Here is a 19,955-nt window from a genome sequence, read left to right on the forward strand (position 1 = left end):
CTTTTTTATGGACTTTTTATCAAAGAAACATGAATATACATTTTTGAATAATCACAAATCATTAGTTAGAGTTCATGTATTCAAAGTTAGATCAACTTCATTTAATATTTGGTCAGAAGGAAAATCAAAAAAATATCGCGAAAGTATATTTTTACTAAATAATGCTCTAACTAATTTTCAAGAAATAAATTTACCTCCAATTGTAGTAGTTTCTAATAAGAAATTAGGTCAAGGGGGCATATCTTCCTATGACCACATACAAGACGTTATTTATTTTAATAATTACTATCACTCACAAAAACAAATAAATCAAATTATCTATAAAGGAAATTTTGCCGCTCAAAATTTAAGTGATATTATTCTACATGAATTAGCTCACAAAATGCATTGGGATGCAGTTAAAAGATTTTATAAAGCTAACAAAAGTAAGTATAATAATATTAACGAAGCCAAAAATCAATTTGATGAAAAAATTAGAAATTATATTTCTAATCAAAATCCCCTATATTTAATTTCAACAGTTACGGCTTATGCAAATGAATCTTTTCAAAATGCCAAAGTTAACGATCCTTTAAATACTATTAACGAAGTAATTGCAGAAGTAATAACTTTAAAAAAGACAAATGATCCTATTTTAGATAAATTGATAACCATGGAGGTAAACTATGGAAAGACTCGAACCAATGGACATTCTTAACGCTCCAACACCAGAAGAAGCAATTTTAGCAAAAATTGGAAAATGGATTTTCAGTTCCTATATTACTGAACATAAAAGCGTCACTGTAATTTTTAAAAAAGATACTCCCAAAAATATCTTAAATCTATTTCAAAAAAATACTGATCTTTTTATTGCTCTTACAGATTATAAAGTTAACAAAACATACGAAATTGCTAAATAATAAAAAGGAATCCGATTTAGATTCCTTTTTATTATTTACTTTTTAGCAACTTCTGCTTCAACGGCCGTGTTTAATTGAAAACGGTCAGCAAATGAAGTTACTTCTAATCTATCTACAGTAAATTTTGTACCAGCTTAAATATTCCTTTAGGTAGCATTACCTTATCATGCACATAAAAGTTAATAATATTAACGAAGCAAAGAATCAATTTGATTCTGAACTTGAAAGCTATAGTACAATTACAAAGCAAGAACCAAATTATCTATATTTTAATTTAAGTCCCTACGCATCTGAGTCTTTCAAATACGCAAGAAAATTTAATGCAATAATGAAATAATTGCCGAATTTAAAATATTAAAGAAAAATTCTGACCCTATTTTAAATAAATTGATAGAAAGCGAGTTAAACTATGGAAAAGCTTGAACCTATGGATATTTTACGTATTCCAACAAAAAATGAAGCTATTGTATCATCCTTCAGAAAATGGATTGCATCATATCAAACTGACGATGATGTTACTATTTTTACTTTCAAAAAGGAAACACCAAAGAAAATTCTCAGATCATTTAAAAAGCATTTAGGCCGATTGTAAAATCAAATTGAACACTTTTGAAAATTAAAAAGTCCATTTGGACCTGTTTGATAGAATGTTAATAACCACAAAAACATCTATTGGAGGTCACAAATGGACTCTTTACATTCTATCATGCCTAAGCACTCAAAGGGAAAGCATTTATCATTTGAACAAAGGGTTATTATTCAGACCCGTCTTAATGATGGGTTTTCTCTTAGAGCTATTGCCCGTGAACTTGATTGCTCGCCTTCAACTATTAGCTATGAAGTTAAGCGTGGCACTGTTTTGCTTTATCATGACAAGAAAAAGCGTTACAAGGCAGAACATGGCGATAAGGTTTATCATTCTCACCGTCAAAATTGTGGCCGCAAATCAGACTTCTTAAAAAAATCTGACTTTATCAAGTACGTCAATAAACATTTTTACGAAGATGGCTGGTCGCTTGACGTATGTGCTCATCGCTGCCGGGCTATAGGACTTTTTACTCGCAAACAGGTTGTATGCACAAGAACCTTATACAACTATGTAGGTCAATGTCTAATGGACATAAGAAACTCTGATTTGCCGGAAAAGCTAAAGCGCAACACTAAAGCGCATCATGTTCGCAAAAATAAGAAAAAGCTTGGCCGAAGCATTGAAGAACGTCCTAAAGAAATCGATGATCGCAAAGAATTTGGCCATTGGGAATGCGATCTTGTTCTAGGGCATAAAACCAAGAACGATCAAGCACTATTAACCTTATCAGAGCGAATGAGCCGCGAGTTTCTAATTCTGCGTATTCCCGATAAGAATGCTGCCAGTGTCATGACTGCTTTTCGAGCTTTACGCAAGCAGTACAGCGAGCATTGGAATGAAATCTTTAAGACGATCACAACTGACAATGACTCTGAGTTTGCGGACCTGTCTAATCTTGAAGAAGCTTCTAAAACCTTAGTTTACTATGCTTATCCGCGATAAGGGCGTGTTGAGAAACACAACAACCTTATTCGCAGATTCATACCTAAGGGTGATTACATCAACAACTATTCTCTTCAAGAGATCATTAATATTGAAACTTGGTGTAATTCATTGCCAAGAAAGATCTTGGCGTATCATACTCCGGATGAAATCTTTGAAAGAGAATTGGATCATATCTATTAAGCAGCTTAAGTGTTCAATTTATTATTGCAATTTACGATTGAAATAGTATTTGAAAACATATACAATTCACTTTCTTTTGTATACCTAAATCCTACTCAAAATCTGCGAACAAACATCTAACCCTACAGCATGCGATTCATGTCCCCAATCGCGATAATCATAATTTTCAATATTAGCTAGTGAATCTGCAGTGAATAATATTTGTGCAAATTTAACTTTTCTAAATTGAGCACACGCCGCTATTGCCGCACACTCCATCTCAACCGTCGCAGCTCCTAATTTTCGAAATTGTTTAACTTTTTTAGATGTTTCTCTGAAGAAACCATCTGTCGTCCAAGTGGTTATTTCATCGTAGTCCAATTTCATATCCGTAATTACTTTTTCAATTTCATTAACATAATCAGATCTCATATCGATGAATTGTCCTGGTTCCTTATAGTAAAAGGAGGTACCTTCACCTCTAATTGCTTTCACAGGCAAAAACATAGCATTTTCTGGTAACTCTTTAATAGCACCTGCGTTTCCAAAGGCTAAAACTTGCTTTACCCCATAAGCAATTAACCAATCAAGCAACATCGTTGCAGCTGCCGCTCCTAAAGGAGCTTGACATAAAGTCATCTTTTCATGATTAATTTCTATTTCATAAATATTAGGTTGAAAAGATATTGTGTCATATTTTCCCAATACTTTATGAGGCACAGATTTTAAGAAATTCTCAATATCAGAAGCTGGAACAAACGCATACAGTAATTTTGAATGAAATTTAAAAGGTAAATGCTCAACTTCTGGCTCAAGCACTGCATGTTGGTCATTATCAAATTCTAAAATAAAAGGTTTCTCACTCATCTCTATCCCTCCTACTTTTAAAATTAATTGATTTTAAATTATATCCGCTTAATATTTCATTTACAACGAGAAAATGATATATTATTCCCAATTCAAAATTACGTTTGAGAGGTTTTTACATGAATCAAAAAATAATTTTATCTTCATTTACTTCTGATTCTTTAAAGTCAATTTGGCAACAAGGCTTTACAGAGAACAATCCTGAATGGGCTAAATGGAATGCTCCTTATTATGAAGATTATGAAAAATGCAATACATTTAATGACTTCCAAAATAGTGCGGTTGCTTCATATTTATTAAGCCCTAGTTGTAAATGTATTGTATTGAATGATAAGCCAATTGGAATGGTTTCTAAAAATTGGAAAGACGAAAAGACACGATGGCTAGACATCGGAATTGTAATTTACAATTCACAATATTGGTCTGGCGGTATAGGAACCGCTGCATTAAAGCTTTGGATTACGAATATTTTTGAAAAAACACCCCATTTAAAACATGTTGGATTAACAACTTGGAGTGGCAATCAAGGTATGATCCATGTCGCAAAGAATCTAGGACTTAGAAAAGAAGCACAGATTCGACAAGTAAGGTACTGGCAAGGGATTTATTACGATAGTTTAGAATATGGCATTTTAAAAGATGAATGGTTCAAATTGCATAGGCAAAATTAATTACTCCAACTCCATCGTATCCTCAGAAAAGACGACTGGAAATTCATCGGACCATTTCTCAGTTCTCGTTTCAGTTACCTTAAAGCCAAATTTTTTATACAAATTCTTGGCTTGTTCATTATTAGTAAATACTGCTAGTCTCACCGGTCGTGGCAACTTCGTCAGAGCGGTTTTCATCAATGCAGAACCAATACCTTTTCCCTGCATCCCTGGCAAAACATACAAAAAATCCAAGCGTCGTCGTCCTAGACCAATGAAGCCAACAACCTGCTCATCTTTTTCAGCAACATAAATATCACAGGATAAAAAGTATTTAAGATATGGTGCATCTTTTAGCGATACAAAAACTTGTTCTAATCCCTCTGCTTCAAGTTCCTGCATTCGCCCTTCATCCATAACTTTGGCAAGTTCATCAAAGTCTTCAGTTCTATATTTTCTAATCATGACTTCTGTCAAAACAAAACGCACCTCTCTCATTAATTTAATATAAGAATTAGATTGTTTTTTTAATTTTATCATATATAATTTTAAGCAGCATACTAAATTGTTGAAATGAGAAAAACACTTAAGCTTGTTCAACTGCCGATTGCAGTTTTATGTTTACTAGTTGGTCTATTTTGTGCTGCAACAGTATGAATAGCATTTAATAATGGCGATCAAAAGGTTATGGTCATCGCTCTAATTTGTGCGTTTATTTGCTTTGTCGGCTCTATTGCTTATTTGAAGATGGTACTAAATCCAGCAAAAGAAAAACCAGAATCGGCAGAAGATCATCAGATAAAAGTTGCCGCAGCATATCAAACTCTCTCAATCTTGGATCACGTGACTATTGGAGCAAGTATTATTTCAATAATTGTGTCCACTTACTTAAAAAATTCTAATTCTACCAATTCACAATATGCATTAATTGTCTCTTTAACTCTTTTTGCGGTTCGGCTGTTGGGTAATATAATCAACATCATTTGTTTGCTTAGATCTCCAGAGAAATAACTTTTATGAAAGGCCTCTACAGAAGGCTTTTTTTACTTTTTAAATTAAAGGTGAATAAAAAATGAAACTTAGAAAAATTAATCCTCAAACTTACGAATTATTTGAAAATAATCAATCTTTTGGAACCATTTCTACTTACCGCAACCTGTTTCATGACTCTTGTATATACTTAAAATTTAACTTAACAAAAATTCCAACTACTTCACCATTTGCGGAAATCAGACAACATGAACAAAAATCACTGCAGGTCATGATTGAATCAAGTCAAACTGAGATTATAAACTGGATATCAATAAATGGCTTCAAATGTAAAAGACGTTGTTTTGAGGCTAAGGTAAGCACTGCTGATTTAAAACATCCCATAAAATCAAAACTTAAAATACTATCTTTTGTTGCAACTGGTCCTATCTATTCAAACTGTTGCGATTTTCTCTACAAATACTACAAAACTACTCACGAACTAGTTTCTCCTCTCACCGCCAGTAAGAATGAATTTATTACTGAAGTTCCAACAAGGACTGGATATTATAGTCTGGATGAACATGGTCAACTCAGTCACGTTGCTTTTACAGAAAACAATGAAATTGCTTATTTATGTTCGGTTGATCCTACCAGTTGCTCAGGTTTTATAGATAGTTTATTAGTTAAAAGCTTCGAGAAATATCAAACTATATTTTTTGAAGCCGATAATACTGATTGGGCAGCAAGCAAGTTGCTTGGTAAATTTAATTATAAAAAAGATGAAAGCTTCAATACTTACATTTATGAGTGAGAGCCTTACTTTTTTATCTATCTGTTAAACAAACCATTACAGTATTATTTTTAACTTTTACTTAACCTAACAAAAAATTATGATATGTTACACTCATTACTTATAGATATTTGGAGTTGTTATGAATGTTAGAAAAGAAAACTTACCTATTATCTCGAGCCACCATGCTGCTATCAAATTCACTCTTTGGCATGATCATTATTTGGTGGCTGCAAACTCAAACCGGAAAATCATCTTTAGTCGGATTGACTAACGCAATTTTTTCAATTACTGCTGCCTTATCAATCTTCTACGGCCCGATCATTGATAAGCATTCTTTCAAGAGAACCAGTCAAACCTCTCTACTAGTTCAAACTATCCTATTGTTCCTTTTGGCAGCTATGATATTTTGGCTGAGTCACAACATAGTTTTAACTATTTTAATTTCCACCGTGCTGTCCATGTGTGATGAATTCTTCAGCCCAGCCGATCGTGCAATTCTTAAGGAAAGTGTCCCTTCTAAAAAAGACTTAAATAGTTTAATTTCAAAGCTGAGCATGATCGATCAAGTCGTAAATATTGCAGGCACTGCCCTTTCAGGTATTTTATTGAGTCTTTTAATCGCTGGACAATCAATGCTAGTTTGTAGCTGCTTAAGTCTGATTAGCATCTTCTTCCTGTATATTGCTTTAAGAAAAAATCCGTCGACTAAGCCCCAAGCAAACGATACCGATAACGAGACTAGCAGCTATCGCGCAAAAGTATTCAGCGGCTTAAAGTATATTCGCCAAAATAGGTTTCTTAAATGGCTTTGGAAGCTTCGATACTCAACAATCATTTTCACCAATTATTAATAAATTACCGCCGAGCTTTGGCTTCTTTGCTGCTGATTATTTAAACAGTGGCTTTAGTAGTAAATCTATCAAACAATATACAATTTCTGATGAAGCAAATGAATTAGCACAAATTATTAATAGCTTTAATGCGAAATCTGTAGTAATTGTTGCCCACAGTATTGGCGGAGTTTACGCTTTTCAAATGCAAAATAAAATTCATAATTTTAAAATTTTCATTGGTATTGAACCTACTACTCGAGAAATTATCTTAAATCCACCAAAAGAAAAAGCGTATATTGAAAAACAAAAAGAAGTAGTAAATCTTGAAAAGCAAATTCGTGAAAATATAGATAAAATTTTTTCATCAGAAGATGCTAATAGTTTTTGGAAAACTACTGAGAAAAACAGTGATAAGTTTGACGAAGCAGCTAATAAAAATGCCGAAGAATCACTTAATAATGATTTATTCTGGAAATCTAAAACTACGCTTAATAAAGAGATTCATAGCATAATAATTACAGAAGAATATCGTCAAAAAGAATATGAAAGATCTGAATATTTTAATGATAATTCTGAAATAATTACAATGGGATCTTTTCACTATATTCAGTTTGAAAAACCAACGGAAATTGCGAAAATAATTAAATCTTCGATTGATAAATATAATAATTAATCTATCTTTACAAACATACAGAAAAGGAATCCGATTTGGATTCCTTTTTTATTTTGAACAAACTTATTTACTTTTTAGCAGCAGCTTCTACTTCAGCGGTCGTGTTATAAATTTAACGTCACTAACTTTAACATAAGCATTATGTGTGATTTTTCTAGTTACCCCATCAATGTTAGTAACCCTAACATATTGATCTTTTCCAGAAAGCTTATAATATTGATTACCATTAATTGTTACTGGGGTTGGATCTACATTGATGGATCCGTAAGTGTAATATTTTTGGCCAGTACTATTGCCGTTTTTATCATATGCAATTGAATTATACTTCACTAAAGTGAGTTTTTACATTAAAAACTGAAATATAATTCACTATATATAAAAATTTAGCTAAAAATGAATTATACTTCATTTTCAATTTAAATATTCTTTGTTGGCATATCAAAGTTAGTTAAATCAACAAATTCAGAATTAATATACGTCTTCGTTCCTTTAATTTTGTAGAGTACGTTTTATCATTAATCATATTATAGACAAATGTAATGAAGATATTTTATTGCTTTTAATAATTGGATACCATAATTTTTTCAGCATTTCGCTTAATAATATTTCTACAGCTAAACCAAAAAATCACTGAAACACTAAATGAAACTATCAGCAAAATAAAACTTATAATAAAACGCGGATTACTGCAATCAGCAAAAGCAGATGCACCGGCTAATGCTAATGGAGTCTGTGAAAATGCCAAAAAATCTGCTCCAGCATGGATCAACATCGACAACCATAACTTTCCCGTCAATAAATACAATGTTCCTAATAAACAACCGATACCAAATGCATATAAAATTTGATAAGCTACATCCTCTATCGTCCTTCCCTTAGAAAAGATATTTGAAAGATGAAACAAAGCAAAAATTAAGGAACTACCTAATATGGTAAATTCTAATTGCCAATGTTTATTCTTAAACATTACTAACAATGTTAGTATGAAAACATATCGCGCTGTTTCTTCTAAGACTCCTGCTTCTGCAGCAGTAAAGTAAACTTGCCACTTATTTGTAAAAACTGCAGACTGTAGCGGATTAATTAAAGAAAGATCCCAATTCCACAATACTTCATTCCATTCTCTTGCCATAAAAATAAAACTATTAAAGAACATGAACCAAACTGAAAATAAAATTATTAAGAACGATGCGATAAAACACTTTAAATTTTTGGGTTTTACTTTTAAATTAAAATAAAATTTATATCCCCACTCTTTAACCACAATGCAAGTATAAATAAAAAACATGACCGCATAAATTAAAGCACTATTATTCAATCCAATTAAAAAGAATATTTATCAATGGAAATTGGGTGCACCAAAAATAAACTAATTATCAGCCACATTGATGAGATCAGACGCAACCAAGCTTTATTTATCTTTCCATAATCACGAATTACTACGAAACTTAATATTCCGAGCATCCCCAAAACATAAATAATATATATACCAATAACCAAATTCGGAAAAGATTTCAGTAATACATCAATTACACTTGAATAGGTTTCCATAAAAACAAAAGGCAGGCAAAGTACATCAATGTCATTAAGTTAAGACATTGAATTGATTTTCAATCTCTTTTTTAGACTGCTATAAGTCTTAAATTTTTGATTTGTTAGCCGTAATCTTTTTTATCGTAGGACTTATTTTTCTTTAATTTTTTAATTGATAATTAATATATTTGCTGATATATTATTAAATAATTTATTTATGCGGAGGAAAAGCTAATGAAGACTAAAAAAATAATCCTTAGGTTGGTAGTAACCACATTCATTTTAGTCGTAATTTGTTATTTACTTCAAAAATTTATGCATAGTAACGGTAATTTTTGGAGTATTATTCCAATTTATTGGGCTAGTTCAGCAGCATATGAATTTCAAATGAGTACTAATGTATCCAAAAAGGTAAAATTAGTAGTTAATATTGTATTAATAGCTTTTGCAGTAGGATTAGCAATAACATTTATTTACATTTTAAATCATAATTAAAATAGACTATTAAGTTTAATAGTTTGTTTTATGTATTAACTATCTCTATATGAGGTAGTTTTTTTATGTGTAGGGAACAAAATTTACATTTTTTAGCAGGCTTGCTCAAGGTGTATTTTTTAGCTTTAATGTACAAAACTAACAGAAAAAGCCGTCCCTAAGGACGACTTTCCGGTATTGGCTAGATCTCAGATCAACGAAGTAAACTATCAAGGATAACCTTAAGTGCCTTTTTAAGAGCTTTCTTAAAGCGCTTGAAGAACTTGCGAACGCGCGGTGGCTCTGCATAATAGCATGGCTTTTTTATTATCTAATTCTTTTACCGCAATGACCTCAACGTTTCTTTTTCCTAAAATCTAAATAATCCGCAATTATTCCATCCCTATGAATATCAATTACTAAACCAATAAATATGACAATGACTGCAAAAATATAATTGGTTAAATAATCTGCTGTCGCATCTTTCCAGACAACATGATGTTGGATAATTATCTGCCTGCCGATTAACCAAAGAAATTCAAATATCGGCCAAAGCAAACCGATAACTGCTGAAATCAATAATAATATCAAAAACAGCAGAAAGTAGTCTCCTATCTTTTTCATTATCTATCCCCTAAATAAAAACTGTAATAAAAAACACCGCTAACGAATCACTACCCTTGATCCATTAACGGTGCGTATAAGGTGAATTTTCTATAAAAATTCCCATATTTTATTAAACCGCTAATATCGAATATAGGCAAATATTTTTGCAAAAAAGTTATATTTTTTAGAATTAATTTATATATTAGCAAGTTAATGATGGCTTATTACCAAAACTTGTGATTAATATATGAAGCTACAACCCACATTAAAATAAATACACCTAAGCAAATATAAATAACAGGATAGGTTCCCGACATCGTTAACGTATATCCATCAGTAAAATTTTGCCGGACGTTTACGCCAAATATTGCCGAAAGGATTGGTACCTGAATATGCGTAAATAACAAAAATACAAAATACGTTAACAAGCAAATTAGCCATACACAAATTGCTTTAAACGCACTTTTAAGAATTAATTTCCAATCCATAATCTATCCCTCAACCTGATTCTCTACTCAAATAAAATTATTTTTATCACTATTATACTTAGTATGTTTTGAAAATCATTATATTTTCAGATTTGTCACAATTTGTAACAGATCCGAAAAATTTGGCATTAATCTTTAACCAAATGGATCTCACGATCGAACAACTTTCGCATCCCTTCGTTAAAGTTATGCGCAATAAATACAATCGTAGCCTTACTATTAACCAAATTCTTCAAAATATCCATCGTAGCTTTCTGATCAATAGCACTTGTCCCTTCATCAATCAAAATAATACCACTATCGTGAATCTTAGCTCTTGCTAAAACGATCTTTTGCCGTTGACCACCCGAGATATTCAATTTATCTAGATCAAGCCGCGTATTAACGCCATCCTTGAATTTTGCAATATCAGGTGCAAAGTTAACCTCGTTAACTACACTGTCGACACGATTATCTAATTTATCGTTAAACATCGTAATATTTTGTTTAATAGTTCCAGGGAACAAATTAGGATCTTGCGGAATATAGCCAATTTGGGACATATCTAGTTTAATCTTATCCCCTTTTTCGTTTTCAAATTCCACTTTACCTTGACTCGGCTTAATTGCACCCAAAATCAATTTAAACAATGTCGATTTTCCTGCTCCAGAATCACCAGTAAGTAAAACTTTTTCGCCTTGCTTAATTTTTAAATCTGGAAATTTTAAGTTTTCACCATTTGGAAAAGTCAAAGCTAAATCTTTCGTCATAATTACGGCAGGGACTTCTCCACCTTCATTATTTTCTTCAGAAATTTCTGTTGTATCCGCATTAATTTGGTTCATTAAATCTTGAGAAGATTTCATAAAGCTTAACGCCTGAAGCATTTGTTGCAAACCAATTGAAATATTAATGGCAAAATTTTGAACAGACATAATAGCACCGAAAATAATTATATTTTTAGTAATTAACAATGCTGTTAAAGTCAGCAAAATCATTTGTCCTAACAAACTACATGCTCCATTCAAGATGATCATTTCCTGTTGAGCAGCTGTTTGCTTTACATGAGCATCTTCGATTTGGCTTGCAGCTTTATCTTGAACAGCGAAAAGCTTCGTACCAGCAAAATATCTTCGTAATTCTTCAAGTCCTGAAAACCATTTTTCAAGAGCATCCAAATAATGTTTATTTTGTTCAGAAACATTATTAGTGGCTATTTCCATCTTCTTTTGTACTAATTTTGGAACATAGTAAGAAAAAATATCAATAACGATACTGACAAGAAAGATTGACCAATGAATTGTAATTAACGCAATTAAAGCAGCAATAAACATTGATCCATAAAATGGCACAATTGGATACCAATCGAAATAATTATTTCTAACCATTTCTAAATCATTCGTCATTCGATTTTGAATAGCAGAAATCTTATGATATTTTTGATCTTTGAAATAGTGATTAGCTAAACGATCACGAATTTTTTTATTATATTCTTCTTCCTGAATACGCATGACATATTGAATATAATAAATCATCCCTTGTGCGGCTAAATATAAGATACACGTCAGCAAACTCGTGAATAAGACTTTTGACCACTCATGATTCTTAATAAAAGTTAACCAATACATCTGTACGTAGCCTGTCCCAACAGCGCCAACCCCAGAAATTATTGATAAGAAATTGATATAAACAAATCTAAGATAATTTGTTTTGATAAAACCTTTAAAACTCATATCTTATTCACCTCCGTTAATCAACTTGATTTGACGATCGAACATCTTAATCAAATCATCAGAAAAATTATGTGCAATCATGATAATCGTACTGTCTGTTGCTAAAAGATTCTGCAAAATTTCTTTCGTTCCTTGGCTATCAACTGCACTTGTCCCCTCATCGATAAATAACCATGCTGGATGATGAAGCATTGCTCTTGCCAAAACGATCTTTTGCTTCTGCCCACCAGACAAATTACCTTGATCGAGATCAACAAATGTATTTAGACCATCAGAAAATTTCTCCAAATCCTTGGTAAAATTCGTCTTTTCTATTGCCGGTAAAACTTGATCGTCAAGCTCGCCGTCAAACATTGTAATATTATTTTTGATTGTATCAGGAAACAAAGTATTATCTTGTGCAACATAGCCTAATTCATCCAAATTAGGTTTTAATTCCTGACCATTTTTATCTGAAAAGATAATCTTACCCTTACTTGGTTTAAACTTGCCCAAAATCAACTTAAACAAGGTGGATTTTCCTGTTCCGCTATCGCCAGTTAACAGAATTTTCTCACCCTTTTTAATTTCAAAATCCGGATAAGAAATACTTTCGCCATTTTTGAATTGCAAAGCGAGATTTTTAACTTCAAGCTTATCGATCTTTTGATCATCATGATGATTTTCACTAATTTCAACAGATTTTTGTAAAGCAGTCATTTCTTTATTCAAATCTTTGGTCGATTTAATCAAGTTCCATTGAGCAACAAAAGCAGCTATACCATTCATAACCGTAGAACTAAATTGAATTGTCGTAATAACCGCACCAAAAGCAATTTGCTTTTGAAAGTAAAGATAGGCACAAAGAATTATTAAAATAACTTGACCACAAATATTTACAACTGAAGTAATTAAATCAGCAATTGCGATTGTGGCACCTTAATGAACGGCCACTTTGCGATATTCTTCTGCACTTTTTTCAATTGATGAATGATAAATTCCAAAACTTGCATATCTTCTTAATTCATTTAAACCCTTTGTCCACTTAGCAAGAGTATTTAAAAATTTTTCATTATTCTTAGTTACTCTAAGTGTGGCAGAAGATGTCATCTTCTCAAAAGTCTTTGGCAAAAACAACGAAATTACCGTCAAAATCAAAGTTAACACAACTAAACTCCAATTGAATGAGAACAAAATTCCTATTGAAAAAACCACAGCTAAAATGCACATGTAGCCATCTTTAATGGGTTTAAGATAATTCTTAGTTAATTGATCCATATTGGCATTTAAATCATTTTGAATTGTTGAAGGTTGATCAATTTCATTCTTAAAAAAGTAACGACTAATTCTCGCTCTGATGTTGTGCAAATATGACTGACTTTGCTTACCATACAGATAATCTGATCCTGTAATCATCATTGTTCGAAATAAATCGCACAATAATGAAATAATCATGAAAATGATAAAACCTATAAAGTTTAAGTTTCTTAAATTATTGTAAGCAGGCGTCATTAAGTATTGCGAAGCTGAATCAATAATCATGCCTAACGTTACCATTACAAAAATCAAAATAAATTGCGCCTTATTTGTTTGAAATATCCCCTTTATATTCATCCCTGTCACCCCAAAGTTAAAAATATATTTATTTCTTATTTGTTTTTAATTTTACCCCCCCTATTTTTAATATTCAACCCATTTTTATTAAGTGGTTAAAAATTTCGATTAAGATGCAAAAAGCCGACTCGCAATTGAGCCGGCTTTTTCTTTAGTGATGATTTAAAAAATTTATAAATATTGATTAAGTTAGTATTTTTCAAAAAAGATATTGCTCTTTTTAGCGCACTTATTAATGAAGACAAAAAGGAGGTAAATTTAAACAATGGATTATTTATCAAAAAAGAAACAATACGTATTTCTAAATAATCAATTATCATTAGTTCGAGTCCATGTTTTTCAAATTTCTTCTAGTCCAAATATTTGGGTAGAAGGTAAATCTAAAAAATATCGTGACAGTGTACAATTATTAAAAAATGCTTTATCCACATTTGATCAACATGAATTACCACCAATTATAATTGTTGCTAATCAAAAAATTGGTAATCATGATATTTCTTCGTATAATCATAATGATGATGTAATATATTTTAATAGTTATTATCATACACAGGAAAAAATATATAATGTAATTAATGATTATACATTTGCTGCTCAAAATTTGAGTGATATTATTCAGCATGAATTAGCACATAAATTGCACTGGGATGCAGTCAAACGATTTTATAAGGCAAATAAAAATAGGTATAATAATATTGGTGAAGCAAAGAAGCAATTTGACTCAAACTTAGAAAGTTACATTGTTCGACAAGAAAATTCTTACCTAATGTTAAATGTAAGTCCCTACGCAAATAAATCCTTTCGATTTGCTAAGGAACATAATAGATTAAATATTGTTAATGAAGTCATTGCTGAAGTAAAAACAAAAAAAGTTATTACAGATCCAAAATTAAGCAAATTAGTAGAAGGTGAATTAAACTATGGTAGAAATTAATTCAATGGACATTTTAAATGCTCCATCACACGAAGAGATAATTGTTGCCAAAATAGTAAAATGGGTAAAAAGTGCCTATGATGATGAAAATCATGTTTCAACCTTTATTTTTAAAAAGGATACTCCCCAAAAGATTTTAAATTTATTTCAAAAAAATACTAATCTGTTTTTATTCAAAGTAAATCCAAAATATGAAATCGAAAGTTAATGAAAAGCCGACTCGCAATTGAGCCGGCTTTTTTAGTTATAATCTGAAATATTTAATCTTTCATCTGCAAAATCTTTAACAGCATCATCATGAGTAGCAACAATCACAATTTTACCTTTATCTGCCATTTTCCTTAGGCTATTTAATACAAGCTGTTTGTTTTTATTATCTAACGCGCCTGTTGGTTCATCGGCCAAAACAATCAAAGGATCCTGTAAACTCAATCTTGTTAGTGCTACTCTTTGAGCTTCTCCACCAGACAAAGTAAAAACTCTACTATTTAATTTTATAAGAAGAATTGTTAGTTTCAATATATGTTGAACCTAAGGATTTAACAAATAAAAAGATAAAAAAAGTGAGAATAATACCTACAATACTTAATAGATAACGCCGTATTCGATTCAAGCTACACACTCCTAAAGTAAATATTATTCTATAATTTTAATATATTTATTATACTTTTCAGCTTATCTTAATAGTAAATGAAGCCCAAAAAACAATAATAGTTTTGAGGCTTTTAAATTATAACTATTTTATTTTAGAATAATGTGTCTTGCACTCAATTATTGTAAAATGACCATTTTTTTCAGGAATATAAACTAATCTATCCACATCGTTTATCCTTCTAGACCATAATCCTTGCAAATCACCTTTTAAAGGTTCAGGCTTTCCCAAGCCTGAATATAACCCATCCTTTGAATTGACTTAATTAGTTTATTTATTCGCTTTAAGGTTTTTCTATCTTCCATCTCCCATTCAATATATTCATCCCATGCTTCATCTTTCCAAGAAAACATTAATCATCCTCCAAAAGGTTATGCTTAGAAACACCCTTCTCTTTCTTATAATCATCGTATCTACGCTTTAGCTCCATCATATTATTTCTGCTATAAAATGGACTAGCTTTAATTTCAAAAGGAATTTTTTGTTCATTTACCAAAGCCTTAGTTGCTAAATTAATCCAAATTGAAAAGTTCAATCCCATGTCAGACAATAAAGCCTCAGCATTTTCTTTTAAGTCTTTATCCATTCTTGCAGTTACTTTAGATTCCTTTTCCATTGTATTTTATCCTCTTTCTTTTTATTGTAATAACATTGTATCACTATTGTTATCACAATAGAAAAAATTAGCATTATAGCAAATATTATCTTAACTTTTAAAAGAGCTGTCATTAATATATGCGCGAAAAACGTATGGATTCACTTTTATTACGAGTATATTTACTTTTTCTTAATATTTTATCCATCGCAATAATATAACGAAAATTTTTTTATTTTATATATTTTAATCATCACAAACTTATAAAAATCACTATTAACCGCAATTTATTCAGCGTCTTTAAATAACAAAATATAATTAAATCAAGCGATACTAATCCTTAGTGAATTAGGGGTATTGCATTTTAAAAATAACAATGCAAAAATAATATTTAGTGATATTAAGTATAAGGAATATATTATAAAGAGAGTAACTTTTATGACATTTAAAGAAGGAAACTATACTTCAAAAATAGATAAACCTGTTAATTTACAAGCTAATATTTCAATCAAAGATAACAAAATCACAGATGTCCGCCTTTATAGCGAATCTAAACAAATTGATTCTGAACTTGAAGATGCCTACCGTGGACAAATCATTACAAATCAATCTGTCAATATTGATGGTATTACCTCAGCAAGTGTCCTAAACAGAGCTGTAAAATCCGTTGTTGGCGGCGCCTTAGCCGACGCTATCGCAAATTAACATACATAATAAGAAAAGCGAAAGAGCATAAAACTTTGCTCTCTCGCTTTTTATTTATATATTTTCAATCTTAATCAATTCAGCAATTCTATCAACATCAGCTTCATTTTCTGCTTTAATCATCTGATCATTATTTTTTGGATATTAGATAACTTGATTATGATTGGCAGCTAAACATTGAATGAATAAACGCAATCGTAATTATCCACCCCCCAAATAATTTTGTGGCATATTATAAGCTATAATTGGTGTTAATTTCCAAAATTGATGTTTGGTAATTGCAATAATAACCACAAAAATAGCTACAATCCATAACACAACGCAATAATAGGCTATTAATCTCTGTAAAGCTTTTATTATTATATTTATTCCTCTTAATTTTCCTTATCGTCTTTTTAACACTATAAGCCAAATGATATAACCAATAATAACGGGAATCGCGCAAATACACCAAATCAGTAAAGTTAATTCTTTTATCTGAAATGTTTGAATTACTCCTGCTCCATCAACATTTCTAAACCAAATGACAGCTGCAACAATCATCCAAATTAACAATACAATTGAACCGCTGATTTTCCATGCTTTCATAATTTTTCTCCTAAGATAATCTTATTTTTGTAATAATTGCTGTAATTTTTGATTTATTTCTAGTTCAATTTTTCTCAATATCTCCAATTGCAGCAAATGTTCGTTTACTAATACTGAGCCAACGTACCATTTTTCTTTACATACTTATCAGCCAAATTGAAAATTATTACACCAATTATTAACCATAAAATTGTATTAAATATTGAACCTACTAAGTAAAAGTTTAAATTATAAACATGACTATTGATTGCTAGTCTGATCCAGCTAACCATTGGTGAAATAGGTAATAAACAAGATAAAATTTTAATTATAATCGAATAATTCTCAAAATCTGTTAATAAGACAGCTAAGTAAACATATTGAAAAATAATTAATATACTGCCAACTCTTTTAAATCTAAGAACTAAACTCGACATTAAATATCCTAATCCAATAGTTGTCATCAATGATAATATAAACGGAATTACAACAATCAGAGGCAATTTAATCCAGTGATTCGTAAGCCACATTACGGCTATTAAAACTAAAATAGATTGAATCAATGAAAACACAATATTTACTATACTTTTATTAAAAAATAATCTCTTTGACGAAATCGGCATTAAATATTGTTGTTCAACAATTCCGCTTTCAGCTTGACTAACAACTGTTTGAGCCATTTCACTGATTGTATTTTGAATTAATGTCCATAGAGTATAGCCAACGACTAAAGAATTTAATGACGAGCCAACAATTCCACTACCAACAAGACTTCCTCCCCAAAAGATAGCCATAAATATTAAAACCACTAAAAATAAATTCGTAATTTGTTCCATAGGATATCTCTTGTATATCCAAATTTCACGCCAAAATTCAGCTTTTAAACTTGTCATCATTAGTCCCTCGCATAATCTTCAAAAATGTCATTCAAATCTTTTGTTCTTGTCTGAAGATTTTCAATTGGCAATTCACTCAAAATTTTTAAAACTTGTGGTAAATCCTTTTGATTTTCTACACTTATTTGGTAATTATTTTGAGTGATGGATTTCAATTTACATAAAGCAACAATCTTATCTTTTTCGTTTTCTGAAATTGCTCTGCTTAATTTAAGTAAAAAAATAGTCTGTTGATTAAGTTGTTCTAAACGATTTTTAATATCATCTGACAAAACTAGCTTCCCATGATTAATCAATAGAATTCGATTTGCAACCCTTTGTGCAAAATCAAGTTGATGGGTTGTAACGATGATCCCGGCACCTTTAGAAGCTGAAAATTGTAGCATTTTAATCATGGTTTTAGTAGAATTCAAATCTAACCCTAAAGTTGGTTCATCTAAAATCAATAATTTTGGCTTAGCAATTAGCGCACAACAAACACCTACAATTTGTTGCATCCCTCGACTAAGTTCAGCAACAGGAGTATTTTTCTTTTCAATTAAGTTAAATTTCTCCATGATAGCTAAACCATTTTTCTTGGCGTCTTTTCTGCTCAGTCCACGTTGACCTCCCAAATAAACAAAATTTTCTATTGGCGACAAAGCAAAAAACATATTCTGTGAGCCTTCTAATAAAGTTCCTGAATTCTTTAACAACAGTAAATTATTATGCGTGACATCTTGACCATTAAAAAAGATTTTTCCTTGATCAGGGCTTACTAAGTTAAGGATCACTTTAAGAGTTGTCGTTTTCCCAGCTCCATTTGATCCTAAGAAAGCAACAATGTCACCACTATTAACATTAAAAGAAACATTAGATACAGCTTTGACATTGCTCTTTTGATATGTTTTTGAAATATTCTTTACCGTTAGTAAAGTATTCATAGTGCTATCCCTTCCATCCACTATTATTAAAATTAGATTAATCATACCATTTAATTTAATCTAGTCAAAGGCTTACTTTAATTTTCACAAAAAAAAGACTCTTACTTACTTTTACGTAAATAAGAGCTAATTTTTAATCTCTACAATATTTAGTGAATCGTTCCCCCTTTTCTTTCGGCGGAATAATACAATATCCGGCTAAAAATGATTTTTCAAAATCCTGTGGCAACTTGTATTCTTGATTAAAAGTATCAATCATCGCATGAAAATTTTGATAATTACGTAAAGTAAAATCAGTTAAATCATGCTCAATTATCTGTTTGGCTTTTTCATACTTCGGCATTTTCCAACCAAGACATTCAAATAAGCGATATGAATAATTATCAACAACAAATTCACCCTTGCGTAATCCATACATCAAAATCACATCAGCAGTTTCTGAGCCGATTCCTTTGATGGCTAATAATTCTTTACGCAATTTTGCCTTCGGCATTTCTTGCATTAATTCCAAATCAAAATCATATTTTTGAAAATACGTTGCCAAATTTTGAATAGTTTTAACTTTGCGGGTATAAAAACCCGCTTTTTTAATTGCATTAGTTAATTCTTCATCTGTTAAGGTCAAGATTTTTTGAGGCAAAAATCCACTTACTTTGTACAAATCTTTCAATGCTTGAGCAACATTTTTCCAGTTAGTGTTTTGAATTAAAACCGTTGACCAAATTACTTCCCAATCTGAACGGCCGGGCCACCATCCAGTCGGATCCATATGGTCATACATTATATCGTAAAGCTGATTTAAAGTGATTTTTGTCGCCATTTTATTTTGCATCTCCCATTATCAAATAATTTTCATTTTCACATAAAGCTAAACATAAATGAAACATCGATTCAATA

General features: G+C 30.9%; 25 protein-coding genes and 5 pseudogenes. 14 read left to right on the plus strand and 16 right to left on the minus strand.

Features of this window, described 5'->3' with window-relative positions; translation table 11 throughout:
- From JCM6256_RS10655 to JCM6256_RS09935, 4 genes and pseudogenes are all read left to right on the plus strand, one after another.
- Nucleotides 1-697: pseudogene (locus JCM6256_RS10655) on the plus strand (hypothetical protein); the annotation flags it as partial.
- Nucleotides 666-899: a hypothetical protein gene (locus JCM6256_RS06125; protein WP_025080872.1), complete on the plus strand. Its 234-nt coding sequence runs from the start codon at nt 666-668 to the stop codon at nt 897-899. The pseudogene JCM6256_RS10655 and the gene JCM6256_RS06125, both read left to right, overlap by 32 nt.
- 409 nt (nt 900-1,308) lie before the next feature.
- On the plus strand, nt 1,309-1,491 hold the full coding sequence (locus JCM6256_RS06130; RefSeq protein WP_025080873.1) for a hypothetical protein: 183 nt from the start codon (nt 1,309-1,311) through the stop codon (nt 1,489-1,491).
- A 93-nt stretch (nt 1,492-1,584) separates the two neighbouring features.
- Nucleotides 1,585-2,613: pseudogene (locus JCM6256_RS09935) on the plus strand (IS30 family transposase).
- A gap of 84 nt (nt 2,614-2,697) precedes the next feature.
- Here the strand turns inward: JCM6256_RS09935 and JCM6256_RS06140 are convergent.
- Nucleotides 2,698-3,459: a nucleoside phosphorylase gene (locus JCM6256_RS06140; RefSeq protein WP_025080874.1), complete on the minus strand. Its 762-nt coding sequence runs from the start codon at nt 3,457-3,459 to the stop codon at nt 2,698-2,700.
- Nucleotides 3,460-3,578: 119 nt separating this feature from the next.
- Between JCM6256_RS06140 and JCM6256_RS06145 the strand changes: the two genes are divergently transcribed.
- Nucleotides 3,579-4,130, plus strand: coding sequence for a GNAT family N-acetyltransferase (locus JCM6256_RS06145; RefSeq protein WP_025080875.1), 552 nt, complete (start codon nt 3,579-3,581; stop codon nt 4,128-4,130).
- Here JCM6256_RS06145 and JCM6256_RS06150 read toward each other — a convergent pair whose 3' ends face one another.
- Entirely contained in the window at nt 4,131-4,607 is a 477-nt protein-coding gene (locus JCM6256_RS06150) for a GNAT family N-acetyltransferase (protein WP_035438397.1), read from the minus strand.
- A 189-nt stretch (nt 4,608-4,796) separates the two neighbouring features.
- On the opposite strand from JCM6256_RS06150, the gene JCM6256_RS06155 reads away from it, so the two are divergent.
- The 5 genes and pseudogenes from JCM6256_RS06155 (at nt 4,797) to JCM6256_RS09945 (ending at nt 7,380) form a co-directional block, all read left to right on the plus strand.
- Nucleotides 4,797-5,120, plus strand: coding sequence for a hypothetical protein (locus tag JCM6256_RS06155; RefSeq protein WP_236694720.1), 324 nt, complete (start codon nt 4,797-4,799; stop codon nt 5,118-5,120).
- 61 nt (nt 5,121-5,181) lie between these two features.
- Entirely contained in the window at nt 5,182-5,892 is a 711-nt protein-coding gene (locus tag JCM6256_RS06160; RefSeq protein WP_025080878.1) for a hypothetical protein, read from the plus strand.
- Between the two features lie 125 nt (nt 5,893-6,017).
- On the plus strand, nt 6,018-6,725 hold the full coding sequence (locus JCM6256_RS09940) for an MFS transporter (protein WP_236694719.1): 708 nt from the start codon (nt 6,018-6,020) through the stop codon (nt 6,723-6,725).
- Nucleotides 6,721-6,852 (plus strand): annotated as a pseudogene (locus JCM6256_RS10825) (alpha/beta hydrolase); the annotation flags it as partial. The gene JCM6256_RS09940 and the pseudogene JCM6256_RS10825, both read left to right, overlap by 5 nt.
- Nucleotides 6,853-6,909: 57 nt before the next feature.
- Nucleotides 6,910-7,380: a hypothetical protein gene (locus JCM6256_RS09945; RefSeq protein WP_051545884.1), complete on the plus strand. Its 471-nt coding sequence runs from the start codon at nt 6,910-6,912 to the stop codon at nt 7,378-7,380.
- Between the two features lie 129 nt (nt 7,381-7,509).
- Here the strand turns inward: JCM6256_RS09945 and JCM6256_RS06175 are convergent.
- Together JCM6256_RS06175 and JCM6256_RS09950 are read right to left on the minus strand one after the other, a co-directional pair.
- Nucleotides 7,510-7,710 (minus strand): annotated as a pseudogene (locus JCM6256_RS06175) (SLAP domain-containing protein); the annotation flags it as partial.
- A 229-nt stretch (nt 7,711-7,939) separates the two neighbouring features.
- Nucleotides 7,940-8,512, minus strand: a complete 573-nt coding sequence (locus tag JCM6256_RS09950) for a CPBP family glutamic-type intramembrane protease (RefSeq protein ID WP_162149731.1) — start codon at nt 8,510-8,512, stop codon at nt 7,940-7,942.
- Between the two features lie 635 nt (nt 8,513-9,147).
- Between JCM6256_RS09950 and JCM6256_RS06185 the strand changes: the two genes are divergently transcribed.
- The gene (locus JCM6256_RS06185) at nt 9,148-9,408 is read left to right on the plus strand and encodes a hypothetical protein (RefSeq protein WP_025080880.1); all 261 of its coding nucleotides are present in this window, start codon (nt 9,148-9,150) and stop codon (nt 9,406-9,408) included.
- A gap of 333 nt (nt 9,409-9,741) precedes the next feature.
- On the opposite strand, the gene JCM6256_RS06190 is transcribed toward JCM6256_RS06185, so the two are convergent.
- The 4 genes and pseudogenes from JCM6256_RS06190 to JCM6256_RS09955 all read right to left on the minus strand — a co-directional run bounded on the left by JCM6256_RS06190 (nt 9,742) and on the right by JCM6256_RS09955 (nt 13,786).
- Nucleotides 9,742-10,011 (minus strand): hypothetical protein, encoded by a 270-nt coding sequence (locus JCM6256_RS06190; protein ID WP_025080881.1) that lies wholly within the window; start codon nt 10,009-10,011, stop codon nt 9,742-9,744.
- A gap of 206 nt (nt 10,012-10,217) precedes the next feature.
- A complete protein-coding gene (locus JCM6256_RS06195; protein WP_025080882.1) occupies nt 10,218-10,481 on the minus strand; it encodes a hypothetical protein in 264 nt (87 codons plus the stop codon).
- A 128-nt stretch (nt 10,482-10,609) separates the two neighbouring features.
- A complete protein-coding gene (locus tag JCM6256_RS06200) occupies nt 10,610-12,193 on the minus strand; it encodes an ATP-binding cassette domain-containing protein (protein WP_025080883.1) in 1,584 nt (527 codons plus the stop codon).
- Nucleotides 12,194-12,196: 3 nt separating this feature from the next.
- Nucleotides 12,197-13,786: pseudogene (locus JCM6256_RS09955) on the minus strand (ATP-binding cassette domain-containing protein).
- 265 nt (nt 13,787-14,051) lie between these two features.
- Here JCM6256_RS09955 and JCM6256_RS06210 point away from each other — a divergent pair.
- Together JCM6256_RS06210 and JCM6256_RS06215 are read left to right on the plus strand one after the other, a co-directional pair.
- A complete protein-coding gene (locus tag JCM6256_RS06210) occupies nt 14,052-14,720 on the plus strand; it encodes a hypothetical protein (protein WP_025080884.1) in 669 nt (222 codons plus the stop codon).
- Entirely contained in the window at nt 14,707-14,928 is a 222-nt protein-coding gene (locus JCM6256_RS06215; RefSeq protein ID WP_025080885.1) for a hypothetical protein, read from the plus strand. The genes JCM6256_RS06210 and JCM6256_RS06215 overlap by 14 nt, the downstream gene beginning before the upstream one ends.
- 32 nt (nt 14,929-14,960) lie before the next feature.
- On the opposite strand, the gene JCM6256_RS09960 is transcribed toward JCM6256_RS06215, so the two are convergent.
- The 4 genes from JCM6256_RS09960 to JCM6256_RS06230 form a co-directional block, all read right to left on the minus strand.
- Nucleotides 14,961-15,239: an ATP-binding cassette domain-containing protein gene (locus JCM6256_RS09960; RefSeq protein ID WP_420835903.1), complete on the minus strand. Its 279-nt coding sequence runs from the start codon at nt 15,237-15,239 to the stop codon at nt 14,961-14,963.
- Between the two features lie 217 nt (nt 15,240-15,456).
- Nucleotides 15,457-15,603, minus strand: coding sequence for a type II toxin-antitoxin system YoeB family toxin (locus tag JCM6256_RS10850; protein ID WP_439645913.1), 147 nt, complete (start codon nt 15,601-15,603; stop codon nt 15,457-15,459).
- A complete protein-coding gene (locus tag JCM6256_RS10855; protein WP_425559102.1) occupies nt 15,582-15,725 on the minus strand; it encodes a type II toxin-antitoxin system YoeB family toxin in 144 nt (47 codons plus the stop codon). The genes JCM6256_RS10850 and JCM6256_RS10855 overlap by 22 nt, the downstream gene beginning before the upstream one ends.
- Complete coding sequence (locus JCM6256_RS06230) at nt 15,725-15,988, minus strand: type II toxin-antitoxin system RelB/DinJ family antitoxin (protein WP_025080886.1); 264 nt, start codon at nt 15,986-15,988, stop codon at nt 15,725-15,727. Before JCM6256_RS06230 ends, JCM6256_RS10855 begins: the two co-directional genes overlap by 1 nt.
- 417 nt (nt 15,989-16,405) lie before the next feature.
- On the opposite strand from JCM6256_RS06230, the gene JCM6256_RS06235 reads away from it, so the two are divergent.
- On the plus strand, nt 16,406-16,672 hold the full coding sequence (locus tag JCM6256_RS06235) for an FMN-binding protein (protein WP_025080887.1): 267 nt from the start codon (nt 16,406-16,408) through the stop codon (nt 16,670-16,672).
- A gap of 384 nt (nt 16,673-17,056) precedes the next feature.
- Here JCM6256_RS06235 and JCM6256_RS06240 read toward each other — a convergent pair whose 3' ends face one another.
- From JCM6256_RS06240 to JCM6256_RS06255, 4 genes are all read right to left on the minus strand, one after another.
- Nucleotides 17,057-17,260 (minus strand): DUF3923 family protein, encoded by a 204-nt coding sequence (locus JCM6256_RS06240; RefSeq protein ID WP_025080888.1) that lies wholly within the window; start codon nt 17,258-17,260, stop codon nt 17,057-17,059.
- Between the two features lie 107 nt (nt 17,261-17,367).
- Nucleotides 17,368-18,132, minus strand: a complete 765-nt coding sequence (locus JCM6256_RS06245) for an ABC transporter permease (RefSeq protein WP_025080889.1) — start codon at nt 18,130-18,132, stop codon at nt 17,368-17,370.
- A 2-nt stretch (nt 18,133-18,134) separates the two neighbouring features.
- Nucleotides 18,135-19,058, minus strand: coding sequence for an ABC transporter ATP-binding protein (locus JCM6256_RS06250; RefSeq protein ID WP_025080890.1), 924 nt, complete (start codon nt 19,056-19,058; stop codon nt 18,135-18,137).
- A 133-nt stretch (nt 19,059-19,191) separates the two neighbouring features.
- Complete coding sequence (locus JCM6256_RS06255) at nt 19,192-19,878, minus strand: endonuclease III domain-containing protein (protein WP_025080891.1); 687 nt, start codon at nt 19,876-19,878, stop codon at nt 19,192-19,194.
- Between the last annotated feature and the right edge of the window lie 77 nt (nt 19,879-19,955).

This window comes from Lactobacillus hamsteri DSM 5661 = JCM 6256, assembly GCF_000615445.1.
GTDB lineage: Bacteria > Bacillota > Bacilli > Lactobacillales > Lactobacillaceae > Lactobacillus > Lactobacillus hamsteri.

Bases quoted from the DNA above. Each gene is read 5' to 3' on its own strand.
- JCM6256_RS06250 (WP_025080890.1), bottom strand. From the start codon at position 19,058: ATGAATACTTTACTAACGGTAAAGAATATTTCAAAAACATATCAAAAG.
- JCM6256_RS09950 (WP_162149731.1), bottom strand. From the start codon at position 8,512: ATGGCAAGAGAATGGAATGAAGTATTGTGGAATTGGGATCTTTCTTTA.
- JCM6256_RS06155 (WP_236694720.1), top strand. From the start codon at position 4,797: ATGGTCATCGCTCTAATTTGTGCGTTTATTTGCTTTGTCGGCTCTATT.
- JCM6256_RS06185 (WP_025080880.1), top strand. From the start codon at position 9,148: ATGAAGACTAAAAAAATAATCCTTAGGTTGGTAGTAACCACATTCATT.
- JCM6256_RS06195 (WP_025080882.1), bottom strand. From the start codon at position 10,481: ATGGATTGGAAATTAATTCTTAAAAGTGCGTTTAAAGCAATTTGTGTA.
- JCM6256_RS06210 (WP_025080884.1), top strand. From the start codon at position 14,052: ATGGATTATTTATCAAAAAAGAAACAATACGTATTTCTAAATAATCAA.
- JCM6256_RS06240 (WP_025080888.1), bottom strand. From the start codon at position 17,260: ATGAAAGCATGGAAAATCAGCGGTTCAATTGTATTGTTAATTTGGATG.
- JCM6256_RS06160 (WP_025080878.1), top strand. From the start codon at position 5,182: ATGAAACTTAGAAAAATTAATCCTCAAACTTACGAATTATTTGAAAAT.
- JCM6256_RS09940 (WP_236694719.1), top strand. From the start codon at position 6,018: ATGTTAGAAAAGAAAACTTACCTATTATCTCGAGCCACCATGCTGCTA.
- JCM6256_RS06230 (WP_025080886.1), bottom strand. From the start codon at position 15,988: ATGGAAAAGGAATCTAAAGTAACTGCAAGAATGGATAAAGACTTAAAA.
- JCM6256_RS06150 (WP_035438397.1), bottom strand. From the start codon at position 4,607: ATGAGAGAGGTGCGTTTTGTTTTGACAGAAGTCATGATTAGAAAATAT.
- JCM6256_RS09945 (WP_051545884.1), top strand. From the start codon at position 6,910: ATGCAAAATAAAATTCATAATTTTAAAATTTTCATTGGTATTGAACCT.
- JCM6256_RS06145 (WP_025080875.1), top strand. From the start codon at position 3,579: ATGAATCAAAAAATAATTTTATCTTCATTTACTTCTGATTCTTTAAAG.
- JCM6256_RS06235 (WP_025080887.1), top strand. From the start codon at position 16,406: ATGACATTTAAAGAAGGAAACTATACTTCAAAAATAGATAAACCTGTT.
- JCM6256_RS06140 (WP_025080874.1), bottom strand. From the start codon at position 3,459: ATGAGTGAGAAACCTTTTATTTTAGAATTTGATAATGACCAACATGCA.
- JCM6256_RS06255 (WP_025080891.1), bottom strand. From the start codon at position 19,878: ATGGCGACAAAAATCACTTTAAATCAGCTTTACGATATAATGTATGAC.
- JCM6256_RS06245 (WP_025080889.1), bottom strand. From the start codon at position 18,132: ATGACAAGTTTAAAAGCTGAATTTTGGCGTGAAATTTGGATATACAAG.
- JCM6256_RS06130 (WP_025080873.1), top strand. From the start codon at position 1,309: ATGGAAAAGCTTGAACCTATGGATATTTTACGTATTCCAACAAAAAAT.
- JCM6256_RS10855 (WP_425559102.1), bottom strand. From the start codon at position 15,725: ATGTTTTCTTGGAAAGATGAAGCATGGGATGAATATATTGAATGGGAG.
- JCM6256_RS06190 (WP_025080881.1), bottom strand. From the start codon at position 10,011: ATGAAAAAGATAGGAGACTACTTTCTGCTGTTTTTGATATTATTATTG.
- JCM6256_RS06200 (WP_025080883.1), bottom strand. From the start codon at position 12,193: ATGAGTTTTAAAGGTTTTATCAAAACAAATTATCTTAGATTTGTTTAT.
- JCM6256_RS06125 (WP_025080872.1), top strand. From the start codon at position 666: ATGGAAAGACTCGAACCAATGGACATTCTTAACGCTCCAACACCAGAA.
- JCM6256_RS06215 (WP_025080885.1), top strand. From the start codon at position 14,707: ATGGTAGAAATTAATTCAATGGACATTTTAAATGCTCCATCACACGAA.